The organism is Leptospira saintgironsiae, assembly GCF_002811765.1.
GTDB lineage: Bacteria > Spirochaetota > Leptospiria > Leptospirales > Leptospiraceae > Leptospira_B > Leptospira_B saintgironsiae.
Genome location: NZ_NPDR01000003.1, coordinates 201,725 through 219,752 on the forward strand (window position 1 = coordinate 201,725; position 18,028 = coordinate 219,752).

An 18,028-nucleotide genomic window follows, 5' to 3' on the forward strand; every position below is an offset into this window, starting at 1 on the left:
GGGTTTCTTTTTCAAAATACAGATTATGAAATGGGCTTTCGATTTCTCCCCGACCTGAAAGAATGGGTGATCTAACCGGTTTTTTTAGAAAGCAAAAGACCGGCTAATCAATCGTCGCGATATAAAAAGGAGGCGGTATGAAGATTTCAGTGGGCAATCTTCCCCAGGAATGGAAGGAAGAAGATTTGGAAAAATTATTCTCCAAATACGGAAAGGCTGAACATATTTCCATCAAAAAGGATAAACTCACAGGACGTTCTTTGGGTTACGGTTCTTTGGAATTGGAAGATGAGGCTGCAAAAAAAGCCCTGGAAGCTTTAAACAAGTACGAGGTTTCCGGAAAAGTTCTAACGGTGGTAGACGCCGACGAATGGAAAAAAGAATTCGATAAAAAACAATCCGTAAAAGGCGGGCCTAGTCACAATAAAGTACAGGGTAGCCAGACCACGGGAGGTTTTGGAAGTTCCGTCAGACGCACTGGAGGTAGAGGAAAATGAATTTAAAAAGAATCCATATATTAACCGCAATTTTAATCTCAGCATTCGTTTTGAGCCTGGGTGTATTCGCTCAAGGCAACGGTCTTGTGATTAAAGACATCAAAAAGGGAACTGGAAAAGAGGCCTTCAATGGGTCTAACGTAACCGTTCATTATACCGGTTGGCTTACCAACGGAAAAAAATTCGATAGCTCCAAAGACAGAGGAACTCCGTTCCGTTTTGATTTGGGTGCTGGACAAGTGATCCGTGGTTGGGACAAAGGAGTCCAAGGTATGAAAGAAGGTGGGATCCGTAAATTGACAATCCCGCCTGAATTAGGCTACGGAAGTGCTGGAGCTGGCGGAAGTATTCCTCCTAATTCTACCCTTATTTTTGAAGTGGAATTGATCAAAGTTTACTGACATTTCTGTGTTAATTCTGTTGCTTCTATCCTGATGGACTGGAAGCAACAGTAGCAAAATATCACGATTTCACTGCAATTCGCGACAAACCTGCACCCTGGCTCACCTTAGTTCTTCTTTTTTTTAAAAAACTGTAATATTTAAACAAGGCCGCTCTTCCCATTTACTATAAGAGCCTGTTGGCTCTTGAAGCCCGAAAAATTATGCTAATCGATAGCATACATTTTGAAACGGACTATAGAGAGAAAAGGGGAGGAAGAAGGTTTTGAATAATGAAAATAACTTATTAACTACAACAACATCCTCTTCTCAATATCGTACTCTATTCGAGCATCAACCTCTAGCTGCTTTTTTGGTAGAAGCAGATGGAACAATTGCACTGGTAAACCAGAAGTTCGAGGACATCTCCGGACGTAAAAAGTCAGAGATCCAAGGTAGAATGAAATGGTCTCAATTTGCACATCCAGATGATACAGAAAGTCTGAGTGATGCATTCATGGATCGATTCAGAAATGAAGTCCCAAAAGTGTTTTCTGCAAGAACAAGACTACTTTCTGCAAACGGATACAAAAAAGTATATGTAAGAGCAAACCGTATTCCAACGGAAGAAGGTAGAGTGCTCGTCCAATTGCAAGAATTAGATGAAGAAGGTCTGCTAAAAGATTATTCTTTAGAAGATTCAGATTATCGCTGGCGTTCCTTTTTAATGGAAGGAATGGATTTTGTGGTCATTATGGACCTGAATGGGAATGTATTATTCATTAATAAAACATTCACTGGAGTTCCTGCAGATGAGATCCAAGGTAAAAACTTTTTCGAAGTATTAAAAACCTCTGATGCATTAAAATTACAAGCAGTCATTTCGAGAGTATCGAACACTGGAAAGCCGGAAGCATTCGAAGAATGGAGTAGCTTCACAGGTAAAAGAAGTCATTATTATATCAGAATTTCTCCTGTGACTAAACAAGGAGAGATAAGCGCAATCTTACTTGCGATCTCTGATACAACCCAACAGAAAGAATCTGATTCGGATCGTTTGAGAAGAATGGAGTCCCAAAGGCATCGCCAAAAATTGGAGGCGCTTGGGACATTGGCCGCGGGCGTTGCTCATGAGATCAATAATCCGCTTACTGGTATTTTAAATTACGCAGAACTTGTTCGCACCCAAGTAGAAGAGAACGAATCTCTTTCTAAAAATATGGAAGTTATTATACGCGAAAGTGAAAGAATTTCGGGTATCGTAAGAAGTCTATTAGGTTTTGCTCATAAAGAAGAAGGTATCAAGGCCCACGTTTCTACCGGAGAAATTTTATATTCTTCTATCCAACTTCTTTTACCATTTCTTGTACGAGACGGGATACAGATAGATGGAATGGACAGATTGGTGGATGCAGATTCTGAGATCCCACTTGTGATCGGTGAACCACAAAAACTAAAACAGGTTTTTCTAAATTTGATCACTAATGCAAGGGATTCGCTCAACGAAAAATATCCTTTCGAGACTGACCGTAAGAGGATTATGGTTTCTCAGTCGATCTTCCAGAGAGGGGATACTCGTTTCGTTCGGATCACTGTCAAAGACTGGGGACTTGGAATAGGTGATGAGAATTTGAATCGGATTTTTGATCCTTTCTTCACCACAAAACCAACCACGGTCGGAACCGGGCTTGGGCTTTCAGTTAGCTATGAGATCGTCCGGGAAATGGGCGGCGACATAGAGGTAGAAAGCTCCGAAGAAGAATACGCCACATTTCATGTCATGATCCCAGCTTCGGAAAAGATTTCTTGACCTTGCTTTAGGCACGGAGATACTTTTGATCTCCTATGTCAGAAGCAGAGGAAAAAACTTCCGGAACCAGAGCACCATTCCAATCAGCTTCTAGAAAAGACGTAATTCGGATCTTAGAAAGAATTACCGATGCATTCTTGTCTTTAGACAAGGAACTTAGGATCTTATACGCAAACTTTGAGGCCGAAAAACTTCTGGATATTATCCGGGAAAATTTAGTTGGCAAAAGATTGCCAGAGATACTTCCCCAATTCAATTTTACTTCTTTATTCCCCGCGATGATAGAGTCCATGCATTCTGGACTTCCAAAAGATCTGGAGATTTTAGATCCAAAAGAGAATATTTGGTACGAGGTTCGTATCTTTCCTTCTATCGAAGATATAGCAGTTTATTTGCGCGATGTCACTGCCAGAAAAGAAGGAGAAGTAAAACTCAAAGAATCAGAAGAAAGACTTTCTGAACTTGTGAGAACTTCTTTGGATTCTATACTTTCTGTGAATGAATCCATGGAAATCGTAATGATGAATCCAGCGGCTGAAAAAATGTTAGGATATTCCTCTTGGGAAGTGAATGGAAAATCATTAGATTTATTATTCCCCTCAAGGCGTAAGAAATATATTTCTAAAGTATTATACAAAATAGGAGAAAATCCTGATAGAGGGATCTTCGGTCCTTTTAGAGCCAGACGAAAGAATGGAACTGAACCTATTTTAGAGGCCTCCGTTTCCAAGGTAAATACTTCTTCTGGAAAAGGATATACTCTAATTCTACGAGATATCACAGACAGAATTTCTATACAAAAGAAATTAAGAGGAACTGTAGAAGAACTTAAAAACGTAAATAGAGAGAGATTGGACCTCCTACAAAATCTGGAAGCAGAAGTAGAGTCTCGTTCCCAGGAACTTTCCAGATTCTATCGTTTAATGAAGGAAGAATTGAATCTCGCCAAAAGAGTGCAGAACAGTTTACTTCCTCCGATCGATTTTTCCATTCCAGGAGTTCAAACTTTCGTAAATTACGTTCCAGTAATGGAAGTAGGAGGGGACTGGTTCGATATATTCGAATTTCGTCCTGGAGTTCTTAGGGTGATCTTGGCGGATGCTACTGGCCATGGGGTCCAGGCGGCACTTGTTACTATGACGATCAAGGGAGTTTACGAACCTCTAAAATATTTGGCAGATTCTCCTTTGGAACTGATCAAAGGAATTAATACGGACTATTGTAGAAATTTCAAAAACCTACAAATGTATTTCTCCTGTTTTATTTTAGATATAGATACGATCGAAAGAAAGATACGATTTGCATCAGGGGGACATCCCGCACTTTTATGGAAATCCAGATCAGGGATAAAACCTTTGGAAAGAACGGGATCTCTTTTAGGTTTGAATTCTAAAATGGAATATCTGGAAGAAGAGTATGATTATTCTGAAGGAGATTCCATACTGATGTTAACGGATGGGATCTTTGAAGAATTCGATTCTGAGCAAAATCCATTCGGAGAAGAGAGGATCGAAAAAATTTATAAAGAGTCGGATTTAAGCGGACTGGAACTACATTCTCAGATCATAAAGGAAATGAAAGCTCACCTGGGAGAAAAAGAACCCCAGGACGATATTACACTGATTTCTCTGAACCTTACCTAATCTAAGTTGACCTAATGGCTAATTTAGAAGGACATTCTTTACGTGTCCGAATTTCTCATACTATTTCCATTACTTCTGGTTTTATTAGGATTCGGAATTGCAGAATATATTCTTCATATTTACAGAAGAAATAAGATCCCAGTCCGCATCCATGTGAACGGCACTCGAGGAAAAAGTTCCGTTACAAGACTGATCGCATCCGGTTTGAAAGAAGGCGGATTTCAAGTCCTTGCTAAAACCACAGGAACTATTCCGAGACTCATATTGCCTGACGGTTCTGAAAAAAATATAATCAGATACGGCGCTCCCAATATTTTAGAGCAGAAGTTTGCGATCCAAGAGGCAGCTAAACAAAGCGCGAATGTAATCGTTTTAGAATGTATGGCTCTTGTTCCATTCAATCAAAAAGTTTCGGAAGAAAAATTGATCAAGGCTACACATACGATCATCACAAATGTAAGAGAAGATCATTTGGAAATTATGGGTCCAGAGAAGAAGGACGTGGCCTTAGCTCTAAGCGGCTCCATTCCGGAATCCAATATACTATTCACTTCCGAAAAAGAGTTTTTTCCATTCTTCCAAGAGATATGCAAAAGGAAAAATACAGAAATAGTTTCGACTCGTCTTGAAAAATATTCAGATCTGGACTATATGCAGGGTTTTGCATATCATGAACATCCTGAAAATGTGATATTAGCACTGGAAGTATGTGAATCTCTGGGAGTGAATCCTACGATTGCAATTCGAGGAATGTGGTCTCATTCTCCAGATCTGGGGGCAACATTTTTTGCAGAATATGATCTTGGTATAAAAAAGATCGGATTTGCAAATGGATTTGCTGCAAACGATCCAAGATCTGCTGCAAGTATATGGAAGAATGCAGGTCTACAATTTCCTGATTATAATTATAAAGTCGCTCTTGTGAATTGTAGAAAAGATAGACCTGAAAGATCGGAACAAATGGCTAAAGAAATCCTTTCCTGGAAGAGAAATCCTGCAGACTTGATTTTAATTATAGGAGAAGAAACGGAAGTATTCAAAAAGACCTGTTCTAAACTAAATTTGGCAAATCCTAGATTAGAAGATCTCAAATCTCTGAATGTGAAAGAAATTTTGGGATTTTTAGAAAGATCCATTCCTGCTGATTCGATGATCGTTGGGCTTGGAAATATAGGCGGATTAGGCTTAGAACTTCTGAAACATTTAAAACAAAAGGAAATTCTAAAAAGTTAATATGGATCTATTGAGTATTTCCATAGGTTTAGGACTTGGGATCAGCTTATTCTTTTCTGAATTTTTCGGGATTGCAGGTGGGCTTGTTGTTCCAGGCTATTTTGCATTACAGCTCCAGAATCCAATCAGTATTCTTCTGACTTTATCTGTAAGCCTATGTGTTTTCGGCTTAGGAAGACTTATTTCTAAATTTGTAATATTATACGGAAAAAGAAGAACTGCAATTTTACTTTTACTCGGATTTGTGCTGGATGCAATCGGTAACGAGTGGATATTTCCTGGCATTTTTAAGGATATCATACATTTTGAATCAGAAGTAAAGGCTGTGGGCCATATTATTCCAGGACTCATTGCAGTTTGGATGGATAGACAAGGTTGGTTAGAAACCTTGTCATCTTTACTTACTGCTTCTGTGATAGTTCGTTTGATCCTGATCTTATTTCTCGGAAAGGAGTTACTGCCTTGAGGGGAATGTATTGGAAATCTTCCAACAAATCTGTACTCTATTATCTCATTTTGGCGGTATTTTCCATTTTTGGAATGTATTCAGTGGAATATTTTCGTTCTGAAAATATGCAAGAGTATTATTCAGAAAAAATAGAAGCAGCAAAACTCACTGCGAGAGCCTTCGGAGAAATTAAAAATTATAAAGAATCTAAAGGAAAAAAAATAGATCTAAATTTTGATCCAACGAATTCAGGACTCATTGGTGAATTTTTTACACCTGTTACAAGCAATTTAGGTTTTCTTAGAGCAAAACAAAGTTCTATCAATCCAAATTTTGGAGCCTTAGTTCTAGAATATTTGATCCAAGCGGGAGTTCGGAAAGGAGATACAGTTGCAGTTTCTCTTTCTGGATCTTTTCCTGCTTTGAATATTGCTGTTTATTCGGCGGCTAAAATTTTGGATTTGAATCTTGTGATCATCTCCAGTTTGACTTCCTCCCAATGGGGTGCGAATGATCCAGAATTTTTATGGCCGGATATGGAGAAGGAACTCTATATCCGAAAAATTTTTCCTTATAAGTCCTTGGCATATAGTTGGGGAGGAATAGAAGACCAAGCATTTGGTATATCTAAAGAAGGGTCGAAGAGCCTACAATTTTCCGCCTCCAAAAATTCACTTCCAATATTACATTCTAAAAATTACTCAGAAAGCCTGGAAGAGCGATTAGGTTTGTATTCCGCCATACTTCCTCTCTCCGAATACAAAGCTTATATTAATGTGGGTGGTGGAACTGTTTCTGTAGGAACTAAGAAGAATGCAGGCGAATTTTCGCCAGGTTTAAATCTAAAACATCCGGTTGCACATGATGGAAGAGATTCAGTCATGAGACGTTTTGCAAATTTAAGAATTCCAATCATTCATTTGGTTAGAATAGAAGAACTTGCTACCCAAAACGGATTTACGATCCAACCTAAAAAACTTCCCGAAATTGGAGAAGGTAGGATATTCGTACGATCAGAATATGATCTTCGTTTAGCTGCCGCAGTATTAGTTGGTATTTTAGTTTTGTTATATGTATTTTTTAAAAGAGATTCTTTTATAGAAGAAGATAGAGACGAATCTCTTTAAGATCTCAAAAATTTGAATATTTCCTGGTCTCTCTCTTTATCTTCTAATAATACACATTCATAATGATTTTTATCTGTTAGTTCATAAACTTTCAGATTTTGGATTTTCTCTTTCATCTTCTCGATTGCAGTAGAAGGTAAAAGTTCGTCTCCAGGTTTGAAATTCGGTTTTAAAGCACGGATTACGAGCACAGGACAACGTAATGTTGAATAGGGCATTACTTTGTTTTCTTGGATGGTTTTGATAAACTTTTTAGGATCTTTGAAAAGCCTCGCAACGATCCCAGAAGGTCTCATTGCTCCACCCATATTTTTTAATTCTGAATCTATCACAAATGGCGGAATGGAACAAATTGCTGGTCCGTAAAAAGTATCGCCAGGCATTAAAGATGCTGAAAGTGTTCCTATCGGTTCCAGTTCGTATAATAAGAAATTTTGAATATTCGTATTCCAGGCTGAAAGTAGGGGGGACTTTTTAGCTTCTTGCAAATAGATTTCTTTGCTAGGGATCCTTCTGCCCAAACGAGCTAAAGAACCTTGGATCATGAGTAAATTAGAAATTTTACGTTTGATGGAAAGTTCTCCGCCTCCATCTATTAGGACGGCTTTTTCTAGGAAACTTGAGAACTTCTCCGCAAATCTAAGAGTGATCCATGCTCCTAACGAATGAGAAAGGATAGATATTTTAGAATATCCTAATATACTGGAGAGTTCTTTTAGGTCTTGTGCGTGAACTCTGGCGGAATATTCTTCTTTAGGTTTGTCCGAATTCCCTCTTCCGCGCAGGTCGTATACAATTACAGTGATCCCTTTTTTAGAGAGTCCTTGGGCGAGCGGTTCGAAGTTTTTTAGATTTCCTGTTAATCCATGAACACAGAAAAGAGGAACCTTTGATTTGCCTGGAAAAATCCGATAAGCGATTCGGATTCCGGAGGGTAGAGTTGCTATTTTGGAATCCGAACCGAATTGTAACATTCTGTAATATTTAGGAAACTTCTGCTCCTAACCGGATCAGAATATTCTCCAAATTTTTTTCCATTTCTGATCTGAGAGCTAAATGTAGTAAAGCAATCTTTTCCCTTTTTTTGACTGCGGAGAATCCTTCTCCTTCTCTTTGTAATTTGAACCAGATCCTGGATTCACCGAGTCCTGAAAATTTAATACAAAAATCGTCTTCTTTCAGATCGAATTTTGTGATTTCACCCAATCTTCCTCCGGCAATTGCTTTGGTTAATTTCCGAAGGAAAGAGTCTGGATCAGAATCTGTAACTTTGATCAGATCCATATTACACCGCGATCATGTAGATCCCTTGTACAAGACCTACGATTGCTCCTAAAACGGAACCGATCAGAATAAGAACATACTCATCTTCTTGGAAGGCTGATCTTAAGATCGGTTCGAATTCTTCAGGTGGGAGATCCTTCATACGTTTGAACATATTATTTTCTATGCTCATTGCTCTTCCCATATAAGTTTCGAGTTTGGTAGAACTTCCTGCCAAGGAATCGCTTACCTTGCGGATTACTTCTTTTTTGGTATTTTCGAAATCAGAATCTTCTCCTCGATTCTCCGCGTCTAGTTGTCCAGATAAATTGAGTCTAGTAGCAGCTGATTCGGTTTCAGCTTGGATAGTTTCTACAAGAGTTCTTGCGGCTCTTTTGTATAAAATTTCTTCTAAAACGTTTCTTGCTGTGAGAACTTGGGTTGCGAATACATTTGAATATTTTTTAGAAACTTCTTCTTGTCTCGCGATGAATAAACCTCTGTATTTGATCGGTCCTACTCTTTTTTCATAAAGAGGGCGGAAGATCATTGTGAGTGCGACCCAATTTGTAATATATCCTACGATGATCCCTTGGATTGGAAGAGTCCACCAGATAGGAAGATAATTCCAAAGGAAAGCCTGAGCAATACCAAGTGCGCCACCGAGTGCCCAGCCACAATGTTCAATAAATTTGAATTCTTTAGAACCGACTTCTTCAAATATGTTTACGATCCTTTCTACATTCGGACCTGTGAGTTTTCGAAGCACCAGAGATCTGAAATTGAAAACAGAGGATACATTCTCTTTCACCTGGGTCATGATGTTCTTCACAGTGTGAGCACATTTTTCTTGGACAGCTCTTACTATCTCTTCTCCATGACCGTTCTCTAAATGTTTTCGCAGGATCGGATTGATATGATGAACGATCTCATGAGTGGCAGAAGGAATTAGATCATTTAGAACAGGTTGGAATTCAGTCTCTAATTGGTCCGGGTCCACTTTTGAGAAAAAGTCTTCGACTTTGATAAGCCTCTCGGTCATAATATTCACCGATTTTAGGGCCAATTTCTGGGCCTTCTTCGGAACGATCCCTTGCCATCCTAAATAAGGAGGAATTCCTACAAATTCCAAAGGGTAGAAGGTCATTTTTAGGGCCACCACGTTGGTAAACCAACCCACGAATCCGTAGGTGAAGGGCATCATGATGATCCCGATCAATTCTTTGTTTTGGCTGAAGAAGGACAGATCCATATTTTCAATTCCTGTAGCGTGCGCTATACTATTCGGTTCTATTGCAAAGTCCTTTTCGACCCAGTGCACTGCAAGTTATTTTTCCATTCGTTTTTCGGATCTTTCCGGGCGGTTTTGAAAAATGATTTTTCAGAGTCGAATAAATCTCAGAAATAGTCCTCTCTCATTTTTAAGTTATGAAATCCTCCTTCTTTCCATACTGGTGTATTCTAATGGATCCTTCCGGATTGATCATTGAGACCAATCTTCCTTTGGATTCCTGGAGACAAAATCCTCTCTCCTATTTTTTACATGGAACAGAGACGATCCAAGGGGAGAATGGAAGTGCCGTTCTATCTTGGCAGCCTGGAAAAAGCCCTCTCTCATTCCCAGGAAGTACAGGACTACTAGCAAGTTGGTCTCTTACTCATGGGATGTTTTGGATCAAGATGGAACCAATGGAAGAAGGTTCCGCTTCTCTTCTTGAAAATTCTTTTTGGAAAGAATTTCTATCCAGCGACAGACCATTCCGACAAATTTTTGAGACCAACCAAGCAATCAAATGGATCTTAGATCCTGACTCCGGAGATATTTTATACGCAAATCAGTCTGCAAGCCAATTCTACGGTTATAGCCAAGAAGAGCTTTTGCAGATGAAGATCACTGATATAAACATTTTTACGAAAGAACAAATTTTCGAAGAGATGAGGCAAGCTGCAATAGAAGCCAGACAATATTTCAGATTCAGACATAAATTAAAAAGTGGAGAGATCCGCGAGATGGAAGTTTATAGCGGACCTTTACAGTTCGGAGGTAAAAGGGTACTATTCTCCATTTTATACGATGTCACGGAAAGAGTGATGGCGATATCTTCTTTAGAAGAAAGTGAAAGAAGATATCGATCCTTAGTAGAAAGTGCATCTGATTCAATTATCATTACAAATTTTGAAACTAAAATTTTGGAAGTGAATAGAAGAATGTCCGAACTTTTAGAATATACCAAAGAAGAACTTCAAAAATTCTCCTTAAAAGATATTCTGGACGAAGAAAGTTATGCGGATGCAATTCATAGAATTCCTTCATTAGAAATTGGTAAACCTGTAATCTTAAACAGAAAATTCAAGGCCAAATCAGGTAAAATTATAGAAGCAGAGGTAAACGCAGTCCGTATAGATGAATCACGTTATATGGGGATCGTGAGGGATGTCACCGAAAGGAATTTTATGACTAGAACCTTGGAAAAGTCTTTAAAGGAAAAAGAGGCTATGCTCCAAGAAATTCACCATAGAGTCAAAAATAACCTGCAAGTGATCTCAAGCCTTCTTGGCCTACAATATGAGAATACGGAAGATCCAAACCTAAAACGTATCCTGCAAGAATGTGAGAATCGGGTTAAGTCTATGGGATTTGTTCATGCTGAATTATATAGGTCTGAAAATTTTGCAGCGGTAGACTTAGAGAATTATTTTACAACAGTTTCTTCTAACCTGATCAGAGCTTATGGAGGACTTCCTCGTATCCAACTCCAATTGGATCTGAGTTCTCTGGAAGTTAGCATAGAAAGAGCGATCCCTCTCGGTCTGATCTTAAATGAACTTCTCACCAACTCCTTAAAATACGCTTTTCCGGAAGATCGTTCCGGAAAAATACAAGTTAAGATCTTTAGAGAAGAACAGAATATCGTCTTCGCATACTCAGACGACGGGGTAGGTTTTAGAAAAGAAAATCAGAATGGCTCTGGAACTATAGGTATCCAGCTGATTGAGATCTTATCCAGGCAGTTAAAGGCAAACTCTGAATTTACTTCGGAAAATGGAGTTGTTTTTCGTCTTAGAATTCCGGACCGAAACCCAGGAAAGTAGCTTGATGGTTTTTTTCTAGGCTCAATACTCGGTCTTTGGTAAGGAACACATGCAACACACTACAGAAGAAATCCTACACCAGATTTATTTATTTTCCAGCTTCTCTATGGATGAATTAGCCAAAATAGCGGAGAAGACAAAATACAAGGTCCTTGAACAAGGGGACGCGGTTTACCAAGAAGGGAACGATGCAAAAGCCTTCTATGTGGTAATGTACGGAACTCTGAAAATTTTAACCTCTACCGAAAAAGGGGACGATGTAAGCGTAACCACGATTGCAACAGGCGATCATTTCGGAGAATTCCCATTTTTGGATCAAGGGAAAAGAGCTGGAACAGTAGAAGCAATGGAACGTTGCGAACTTTTGGAAATTCCGTTCGAACATCTGCAACATATTCTGGATTCGGATAAGGAACTCGCTCTTAAGTTTTATAAAGGGATCACCACTTATTTGGTGAAAAGAATGAGACTTTTGACTCATGACTTAGCTTACGCTAGAGAATTAAAAAAACGTTATTCGTGATCTGACTATGAACCGCAAATTTTTCCCAATCTACCTTTTTCTAATTCTATTCGGGCTTACCTATTGCACTGAGACACTCGTCAAAACTGGCATCGGTTATGAAAGGTGGAAAGCCGGCCTTGAAAAAAAACAAACCAAGCTAGAACCTTGGAACTGGGTATATTTAGAAGGCGGAGAAGGTAGCGAAAAAATCCTGATGGTCCATGGATTCGGCGGAGACAAAGACAATTGGACTAGATTCTCCAAATGGCTTACTCCTACATATACTGTAGTAGCAGTGGATCTTCCTGGTTTTGGGGAGAATGATAGAATTGCAGATCAGGATTATAATATTGCCCAGCAAGTAAAACGATTAGATGAGTTCGTTACTAAACTTGGTTGGGAAAAATTCCATATCGTAGGAAACTCTATGGGAGGAGCAATCTCTGGAGTATATGCAGCAACTTATCCTCAAAAAGTTATATCTTTAGGATTATTTGCTCCTTCCGGTGTAAATAGCCCTGAAAAAAGTGAATTGTCCAAAAATCTGGAGAAGGGGAAAAATAATTTAGTTGCGACTAACGCAGAAGAATTTCAAGAATTAATGAAATTCATTTTTGTAACTCCTCCTCCAATTCCTTCTTTTTTAGCGTCTTATTTCGCAGAAAAAGCGATCAAAAATTCTGAATTTAATAAATACATATTCAAACAGATCAGATCTACAGGATTTCCTTTGCAGGAAAATATGAATAAGATCCAAGCAAGAACCTTAATACTTTGGGGAGATACTGATAGAGTGTTGAGTGTCTCCGGAGCTGGAGTATTAGAGAAAGGTATCAAAGGATCGAAAAAGGTGATCTTGAAAGATATGGGTCATGTTCCCATGCTGGAAAGACCAGAAGAAGTCGCGAATACTTACAAAGAATTTTTAGTGAAGTAGGCTCCAAGAAAACCTCGTTTTTCTTAGGAGTTATTCGGAGTTGCGATGGCTCTTGCCAAACTTTTAAAATGGTTTCAAAATCGGAATATTCGAAAAAAAATAGAAAAAGAGATCCGCGCCCTCGCGCCCGAAGTATTTAACGATTATCTTTATAGGGTAGATATATTAGATAATGGAAATCTAATATTAAGTTGGGCAAACGAAGGATTTTTAAAATTCTGCGGTATCGGTATAGACGATTTGAGTAATCCTTGGCCAGCCGCAGATCCAAGATACTTTCATCCTGACGATCAAGATCTGATCAAACAAAGAGTAAGATCCTTACTCGCTGGAAATGCAAGAGCAGACGAGTATAGGGCCTATGGTCCAGACGGGCAGATTAGATGGATAAGAGATCATGCTCATCCTATTTGGGATCCTGTCAAAAAGAGAGTCTCCCAGATCTACGGTTCCTTCCAAGATCTAACTCCATTAAGAAAAAGTGAAATAGTTCTACAGGACCAACTTTCCTACACAAATATCCTATTGGATAGCACGGAAGAATGGGTAATCAGGGTAAACCAAGCGGGGAAGTTACAATATGTAAATTCTTCCGGAAGATCCGAGGTCAGAAGACAATTCGGGATAGAATTACTTCCAGATACTAAGATCTTATCCTTGATTTCTGAAACTCATAAGGAAATTTTCCAAGCACAATTAAACAAGGCCTTCTCAGGAGCAAAGGTCAAATGGCATTTCTCTAAACTATTTCCAGTCCAGCCAAATTCAGAGTTAGAAGTTTCCTTTGCTCCATTATCTAAAGAAGGAGCAATTAACGAAGTAGTAATATTCCTAAAAGACGTAACTCTTAGGACTGTCTGGGAAACGGCACTACTGGCAAGTGAAGAAAAATATAGAAAATTAGTAGAAGTTTCTCCAGATGCGATAGGCCTACATGCCGACGGAAAAGTAATCTATATCAACGAAACTGGTCTGAAGATGCTTGGTTATGAAACCTTAGAAGAGGTGGAAGGACGGCCTATCGTAGAATTTATACATCCTGAGTCCAGACAGGTTGTGGCAGAAAGAGTTCTAAAGGCAATGCTCAAATCGGAACCGTTGGAACCGAAAGAAGAAAAATTCATTCGTAAAGATGGATCAGAGATCTCTGTAGAAGTTTCGGGGATAGCATTCGAACAAAGAGGCCAAAAATTAATGCAGGTGATTGTCAGAGATATCACCGAAAGAAAAAAAGCAGAACACGAATTAAGCGAACTTAGAAAAAAGATCCTACAAACGAACGACAGACTTCAGGCGATCATAGAAGGTGTAAAAGATTCTATCTGCGCAGTAGATATGGATCTAAGAGTTATCTCCTGCAATACAGCATTCGAACTTATGGTCTGGAAAGTTTATGGAAAACGTATTACAGTTGGCCAAAAGATCTGGGATATAGGCATAGAAGATCCGGAAGAAAGAGATAGGATTATTCGAAATTGGAGTAGGGCTCTTACTGGTGAAGTTTTCAAGACGGAGAGAAAAATTTCAGGCCTAGTCAAAGATTCCATCGTGCTTGAAATAAACTATAGTTCTATCAGAGATGAAAGTCATAATATGATAGGTGCGACACAGATCATCCGGGATGTAACAGATAGATACCAATACGAAGAAACCTTAAGAAAATCCTTGGACGAAAAAGAAGTGATGTTGAAGGAGATCCATCATAGGGTTAAAAATAATCTGCAAGTGGTTTCTAGCCTCTTAAGTTTGCAGACTGATTTTACTGACGATCCAAAACTAGTTTCCATTTTAAAAGAATGTGAGAGAAGGATCCAGTCCATGGCTCTCGTTCACAAAGAACTTTATCAGAATGATACAATAGCAGATGCTGACTTTACTGAATATCTAAACAATCTACTTGTGGCGCTTGTACAATCATTCGGCGCAAACAAAAGAGTCGGTTATTCGATAGAATCTCAAGATATACGTTTAAATTTGGATTTTGCGATCCCTCTTGCATTAGTATTTAATGAACTAGTTTCAAATTCCTTAAAATACGCATTCCCTGGAAATCAAAATGGAGAGATATTTATCTCTATCTCTAAAATGGAAGACGGGCTTTCTATCTCTATTGGAGATAATGGAGTAGGACTTCCTAAAACAGTGGATGTTAGAAATTCTGAAGGACTTGGCTTGCAGCTGGTGGGAATGTTATTGGATAAGCTCAAAGCAAAATGGGGACTCGAAACTGTAGAAATCGGTACCAGATATAAAATAGAACTTCCTATTCCTAAATAGATCTTTAAAAGAATTGCTTCTCACCTGGTTTCAAAAAGGCTGGAAGCGATGAATCTAATCTCCATAGATAAAGTCGGTAAATCTATCGGCGAAAAACAACTTTTCCAAAACCTAAGCTTTGGGATAGATGAAGGAGAAAAAACGGGACTACTCGGGATCAACGGATCCGGAAAATCCACCTTGCTTAGGATCTTACTCGGAATAGAAGAACCTGACACTGGCAAAGTAGTTCGAAATAGAGAACTCAAAATTTCATTCTTATCCCAATTTCCAGAATTCGATCCTGACAAAACTGTATTAGAACATATACTTTCCGGTTCTGGAATTCTTTTAGATACTGTAAGAAGATACGAAAAGGCATGTATTGAACTCGAAAAAGGCGGAGAAGAAGCCGAAAAAGAATATCATCTCGCGATGGAAGAAATGGATTCTAAACAGGCTTGGGAACTGGAATCCAAACTCAAAAATATATTAAGAGAACTGAATATACCTGATCTTTCCAGAAAAATGGGAGAGCTTTCGGGAGGAATGGCCAAAAAAGTATCTCTCGCGCAGGCCCTGACTGACGAATCCAATTTTTTGGTATTAGACGAACCTACCAACCACTTGGATATAGATGCAATCCTTTGGTTACAAGACTTCTTAACAAATACTGATAAAGCAGTTTTACTTGTTACACACGATAGATATTTTTTAGAAGAAATCGCAAACCGCATCTTAGAAATAGATAGAGGGAATTTTAGAGTTTATCCCGGAAATTACGATCTATATCTGGAAAAAAAAGTAGAGATGCAAGTAATCGAAGAAAAGGAAGAAGCAAAACGAAAATCCTTTCTTAGAACAGAACTTGAATGGCTAAAACGCCAGCCTAAAGCCAGAGGGACCAAACAAAAAGCCAGAACGGATCGTGCGATCGAAGTAATGGAAAGAAAAAAGGCAGGCAAGGATATCGTCCTGGATATTTCTGTTTCTGGCAGAAGGCTCGGCGGTAAAATATTAGAATTAAAGAATATTAAAAAATCTTATACAAAAGCAGAACTAATTTCTGGATTCTCTTACGTATTTAAGGGAAAAGAAAGGATTGGTGTAGTAGGTCCAAACGGTGCCGGAAAAACCACTCTTTTAAATTTAATCACCGGAAGGGAAAAAACGGACTCTGGAGATGTTGCAGCAGGCTTAAATACAAGTTTTGGATATTTCGATCAGCTTGGAAAGGAACTTCCTGGTCCTAAAAAAGTATTAGATTATGTTAAAGAAGAGATCGCACCTACGATCAAAATGAATGATGGAAGTTCTTGGACTGCTTCTCAGTTCTTAGAAAGGTTTTTATTTCCTCCTCAATTGCAACAAACCAAGATAGAGAGACTTTCCGGTGGAGAAAAGAAAAGACTTTATCTAATTCTACTTCTCATGAAAAATCCAAACTTTTTAGTTTTGGATGAGCCTACAAACGATCTGGACATTCCAACACTTTCTGTACTCGAGGAATTTTTAGATGATTTTCCTGGAGTGGTGCTCGTAGTCTCACACGATCGTTACTTCATGGACCGTGTCACAGATTATCTATTCGTATTCAAAGGAGAAGGGACGATAGACAGATTTCCTGGAAACTATTCAGAATATCTGGAATACAGAGAATACGAAGAAAAAGAAATCAAGACTAACACTCCTAAACCAACTGAAAAACAAACGGACAATAAGAAGAAGGGCCTAAGCTACCAAGACAAAAGAAAACTGGAAATCTTGGAAAAGGAAATACTCTCTTTGGAAACAGAAGAGAAGGAGCTGGTCCAAAACCTACAGTCTTCTGATCCGGAACTTGCCAGAAAATCTGGAGAACGACTAAGTAATCTACAAGAAGAATTGCAGAAGAAGGTCATTGAATGGGAAGAGCTTGCTTCTAAAGAATAGAATTCGCTCTAATCTACCAATTGCCGTTGCTCTGTAACTAATATGTAAATCTTCTATCTCCATTAAACACTGTTAAACGAACTAACCCAAAGTGATTAGTTTTGTATGAAGAATATTCTTAATCTGATGATTTTTGTTCCTTAGTGTCGCTCGATGCTTGACTAAAAAATGAACAAAAACATCTTCCTTCCTATGAAACATCTATATGCAATACTCTTACTTTCCGTTATCTCTTTCTTCAATTGCGCAGGGCCCAAACAAGATGATCTAAGCGGCTTACTGCTATTATTAGGAGCAGGAGGACCTGGGAGTTCTTTCCATTGTGGTCAGACGGTTGCGAATCCGGTTTCAGTTTCCTTTGCTGCTTCTAACGGAAATTATGTGACTGAATCTAATCTACTTACTGCTCTCGGTGGCGATAATTGCAGCACTCCGAATCTTACTGATAATAATAATGGAACAGTAACAGACTCTGAGAATCGTTTTATTTGGACACTTTGTGTACTCGATGATTCATCGAATCAACCGAATACCTTTAGCTCTCCTAATTGCGCGGGCTTTGACGCAAATGATTCTAGTTTTAGCCAGACTAACGCTTCGACTACTTGTTCCAATTTGACATTCGCAAGCCGTTCCGATTGGATTTTACCCGATGCAATCCAATTACATTCTCTTCGAAGCGCAAGTTCTCCTTATGTTCTTGGAGCTTTTGGAAGTGCAAATAATTCTATAGGAGATTCTGGAACCGCTTGGTCTAGCACCGTTATTAATGGTACTATAGAGGCACTAGGGATCACCTCACTTTATGAAGCTACAAATGTGTTTAGAGCGTTTACTCCCAGCACTACCGGGCAAACAACCGTAGTTTGCGTAGCGAAATATTAAAAAAATAAAAAGTATTAAA

Annotated in this window: 16 protein-coding genes; 13 read left to right on the forward strand and 3 right to left on the reverse strand. The window is 38.7% G+C overall.

Annotation, left to right across the window (positions count from 1 at the left end; genetic code table 11):
- Positions 1–137: 137 nt before the first annotated feature.
- From CH362_RS08500 to pgsW, 7 genes are all read left to right on the forward strand, one after another.
- On the forward strand, positions 138–497 hold the full coding sequence (locus CH362_RS08500; RefSeq protein ID WP_100709935.1) for an RNA recognition motif domain-containing protein: 360 nt from the start codon (positions 138–140) through the stop codon (positions 495–497).
- Positions 494–898 (forward strand): FKBP-type peptidyl-prolyl cis-trans isomerase, encoded by a 405-nt coding sequence (locus tag CH362_RS08505; protein ID WP_165780243.1) that lies wholly within the window; start codon positions 494–496, stop codon positions 896–898. Before CH362_RS08500 ends, CH362_RS08505 begins: the two co-directional genes overlap by 4 nt.
- A 265-nt stretch (positions 899–1,163) precedes the next feature.
- Positions 1,164–2,687 (forward strand): PAS domain-containing sensor histidine kinase, encoded by a 1,524-nt coding sequence (locus CH362_RS08510; RefSeq protein WP_100709936.1) that lies wholly within the window; start codon positions 1,164–1,166, stop codon positions 2,685–2,687.
- Between the two features lie 35 nt (positions 2,688–2,722).
- Positions 2,723–4,330 carry a SpoIIE family protein phosphatase gene (locus tag CH362_RS08515; RefSeq protein ID WP_100709937.1) on the forward strand — a complete coding sequence of 536 codons (1,608 nt, stop codon included), beginning with the start codon at positions 2,723–2,725 and terminating at the stop codon, positions 4,328–4,330.
- Positions 4,331–4,372: 42 nt separating this feature from the next.
- Complete coding sequence (pgsB, locus tag CH362_RS08520) at positions 4,373–5,563, forward strand: poly-gamma-glutamate synthase PgsB (protein WP_100709938.1); 1,191 nt, start codon at positions 4,373–4,375, stop codon at positions 5,561–5,563.
- Between the two features lies 1 nt (position 5,564).
- On the forward strand, positions 5,565–6,029 hold the full coding sequence (gene pgsC / locus CH362_RS08525) for a poly-gamma-glutamate biosynthesis protein PgsC (protein WP_100709939.1): 465 nt from the start codon (positions 5,565–5,567) through the stop codon (positions 6,027–6,029).
- 5 nt (positions 6,030–6,034) lie between these two features.
- Positions 6,035–7,138: a poly-gamma-glutamate system protein gene (gene pgsW / locus CH362_RS08530; RefSeq protein WP_244280531.1), complete on the forward strand. Its 1,104-nt coding sequence runs from the start codon at positions 6,035–6,037 to the stop codon at positions 7,136–7,138.
- Here the strand turns inward: pgsW and CH362_RS08535 are convergent.
- The 3 genes from CH362_RS08535 to CH362_RS08545 are packed head-to-tail and all read right to left on the reverse strand — an operon-like array spanning position 7,135 to position 9,653.
- On the reverse strand, positions 7,135–8,112 hold the full coding sequence (locus CH362_RS08535; RefSeq protein ID WP_100709941.1) for an alpha/beta hydrolase: 978 nt from the start codon (positions 8,110–8,112) through the stop codon (positions 7,135–7,137). The two genes, pgsW and CH362_RS08535, sit on opposite strands and share 4 nt — an antisense overlap.
- A gap of 10 nt (positions 8,113–8,122) precedes the next feature.
- Positions 8,123–8,422 (reverse strand): hypothetical protein, encoded by a 300-nt coding sequence (locus CH362_RS08540; protein WP_100709942.1) that lies wholly within the window; start codon positions 8,420–8,422, stop codon positions 8,123–8,125.
- A gap of 1 nt (position 8,423) precedes the next feature.
- The gene (locus tag CH362_RS08545) at positions 8,424–9,653 is read right to left on the reverse strand and encodes a DUF445 domain-containing protein (RefSeq protein WP_100709943.1); all 1,230 of its coding nucleotides are present in this window, start codon (positions 9,651–9,653) and stop codon (positions 8,424–8,426) included.
- 176 nt (positions 9,654–9,829) lie between these two features.
- On the opposite strand from CH362_RS08545, the gene CH362_RS08550 reads away from it, so the two are divergent.
- From CH362_RS08550 to CH362_RS08575, 6 genes are all read left to right on the forward strand, one after another.
- Entirely contained in the window at positions 9,830–11,494 is a 1,665-nt protein-coding gene (locus CH362_RS08550) for a PAS domain S-box protein (RefSeq protein ID WP_100709944.1), read from the forward strand.
- A gap of 49 nt (positions 11,495–11,543) precedes the next feature.
- Positions 11,544–12,017 carry a cyclic nucleotide-binding domain-containing protein gene (locus CH362_RS08555; RefSeq protein ID WP_100709945.1) on the forward strand — a complete coding sequence of 158 codons (474 nt, stop codon included), beginning with the start codon at positions 11,544–11,546 and terminating at the stop codon, positions 12,015–12,017.
- Between the two features lie 7 nt (positions 12,018–12,024).
- Positions 12,025–12,936: an alpha/beta fold hydrolase gene (locus tag CH362_RS08560; protein ID WP_100709946.1), complete on the forward strand. Its 912-nt coding sequence runs from the start codon at positions 12,025–12,027 to the stop codon at positions 12,934–12,936.
- Between the two features lie 45 nt (positions 12,937–12,981).
- On the forward strand, positions 12,982–15,213 hold the full coding sequence (locus tag CH362_RS08565) for a PAS domain S-box protein (protein ID WP_100709947.1): 2,232 nt from the start codon (positions 12,982–12,984) through the stop codon (positions 15,211–15,213).
- A gap of 48 nt (positions 15,214–15,261) precedes the next feature.
- The gene (locus tag CH362_RS08570; RefSeq protein ID WP_100709948.1) at positions 15,262–17,124 is read left to right on the forward strand and encodes an ABC-F family ATP-binding cassette domain-containing protein; all 1,863 of its coding nucleotides are present in this window, start codon (positions 15,262–15,264) and stop codon (positions 17,122–17,124) included.
- A gap of 168 nt (positions 17,125–17,292) precedes the next feature.
- Positions 17,293–18,009: a hypothetical protein gene (locus tag CH362_RS08575; RefSeq protein ID WP_100709949.1), complete on the forward strand. Its 717-nt coding sequence runs from the start codon at positions 17,293–17,295 to the stop codon at positions 18,007–18,009.
- Positions 18,010–18,028: the final 19 nt, after the last annotated feature.

Excerpts from the sequence above, each read along its gene's own strand:
- CH362_RS08500 (WP_100709935.1), top strand. The coding sequence starts at position 138 with ATGAAGATTTCAGTGGGCAATCTTCCCCAGGAATGGAAGGAAGAAGAT.
- CH362_RS08505 (WP_165780243.1), top strand. The coding sequence starts at position 494 with ATGAATTTAAAAAGAATCCATATATTAACCGCAATTTTAATCTCAGCA.
- CH362_RS08515 (WP_100709937.1), top strand. The coding sequence starts at position 2,723 with ATGTCAGAAGCAGAGGAAAAAACTTCCGGAACCAGAGCACCATTCCAA.
- pgsC (WP_100709939.1), top strand. The coding sequence starts at position 5,565 with ATGGATCTATTGAGTATTTCCATAGGTTTAGGACTTGGGATCAGCTTA.
- pgsW (WP_244280531.1), top strand. The coding sequence starts at position 6,035 with ATGTATTGGAAATCTTCCAACAAATCTGTACTCTATTATCTCATTTTG.
- CH362_RS08535 (WP_100709941.1), bottom strand. The coding sequence starts at position 8,112 with ATGTTACAATTCGGTTCGGATTCCAAAATAGCAACTCTACCCTCCGGA.
- CH362_RS08540 (WP_100709942.1), bottom strand. The coding sequence starts at position 8,422 with ATGGATCTGATCAAAGTTACAGATTCTGATCCAGACTCTTTCCTTCGG.
- CH362_RS08545 (WP_100709943.1), bottom strand. The coding sequence starts at position 9,653 with ATGGATCTGTCCTTCTTCAGCCAAAACAAAGAATTGATCGGGATCATC.
- CH362_RS08550 (WP_100709944.1), top strand. The coding sequence starts at position 9,830 with ATGAAATCCTCCTTCTTTCCATACTGGTGTATTCTAATGGATCCTTCC.
- CH362_RS08555 (WP_100709945.1), top strand. The coding sequence starts at position 11,544 with ATGCAACACACTACAGAAGAAATCCTACACCAGATTTATTTATTTTCC.
- CH362_RS08560 (WP_100709946.1), top strand. The coding sequence starts at position 12,025 with ATGAACCGCAAATTTTTCCCAATCTACCTTTTTCTAATTCTATTCGGG.
- CH362_RS08565 (WP_100709947.1), top strand. The coding sequence starts at position 12,982 with ATGGCTCTTGCCAAACTTTTAAAATGGTTTCAAAATCGGAATATTCGA.
- CH362_RS08570 (WP_100709948.1), top strand. The coding sequence starts at position 15,262 with ATGAATCTAATCTCCATAGATAAAGTCGGTAAATCTATCGGCGAAAAA.
- CH362_RS08575 (WP_100709949.1), top strand. The coding sequence starts at position 17,293 with ATGAACAAAAACATCTTCCTTCCTATGAAACATCTATATGCAATACTC.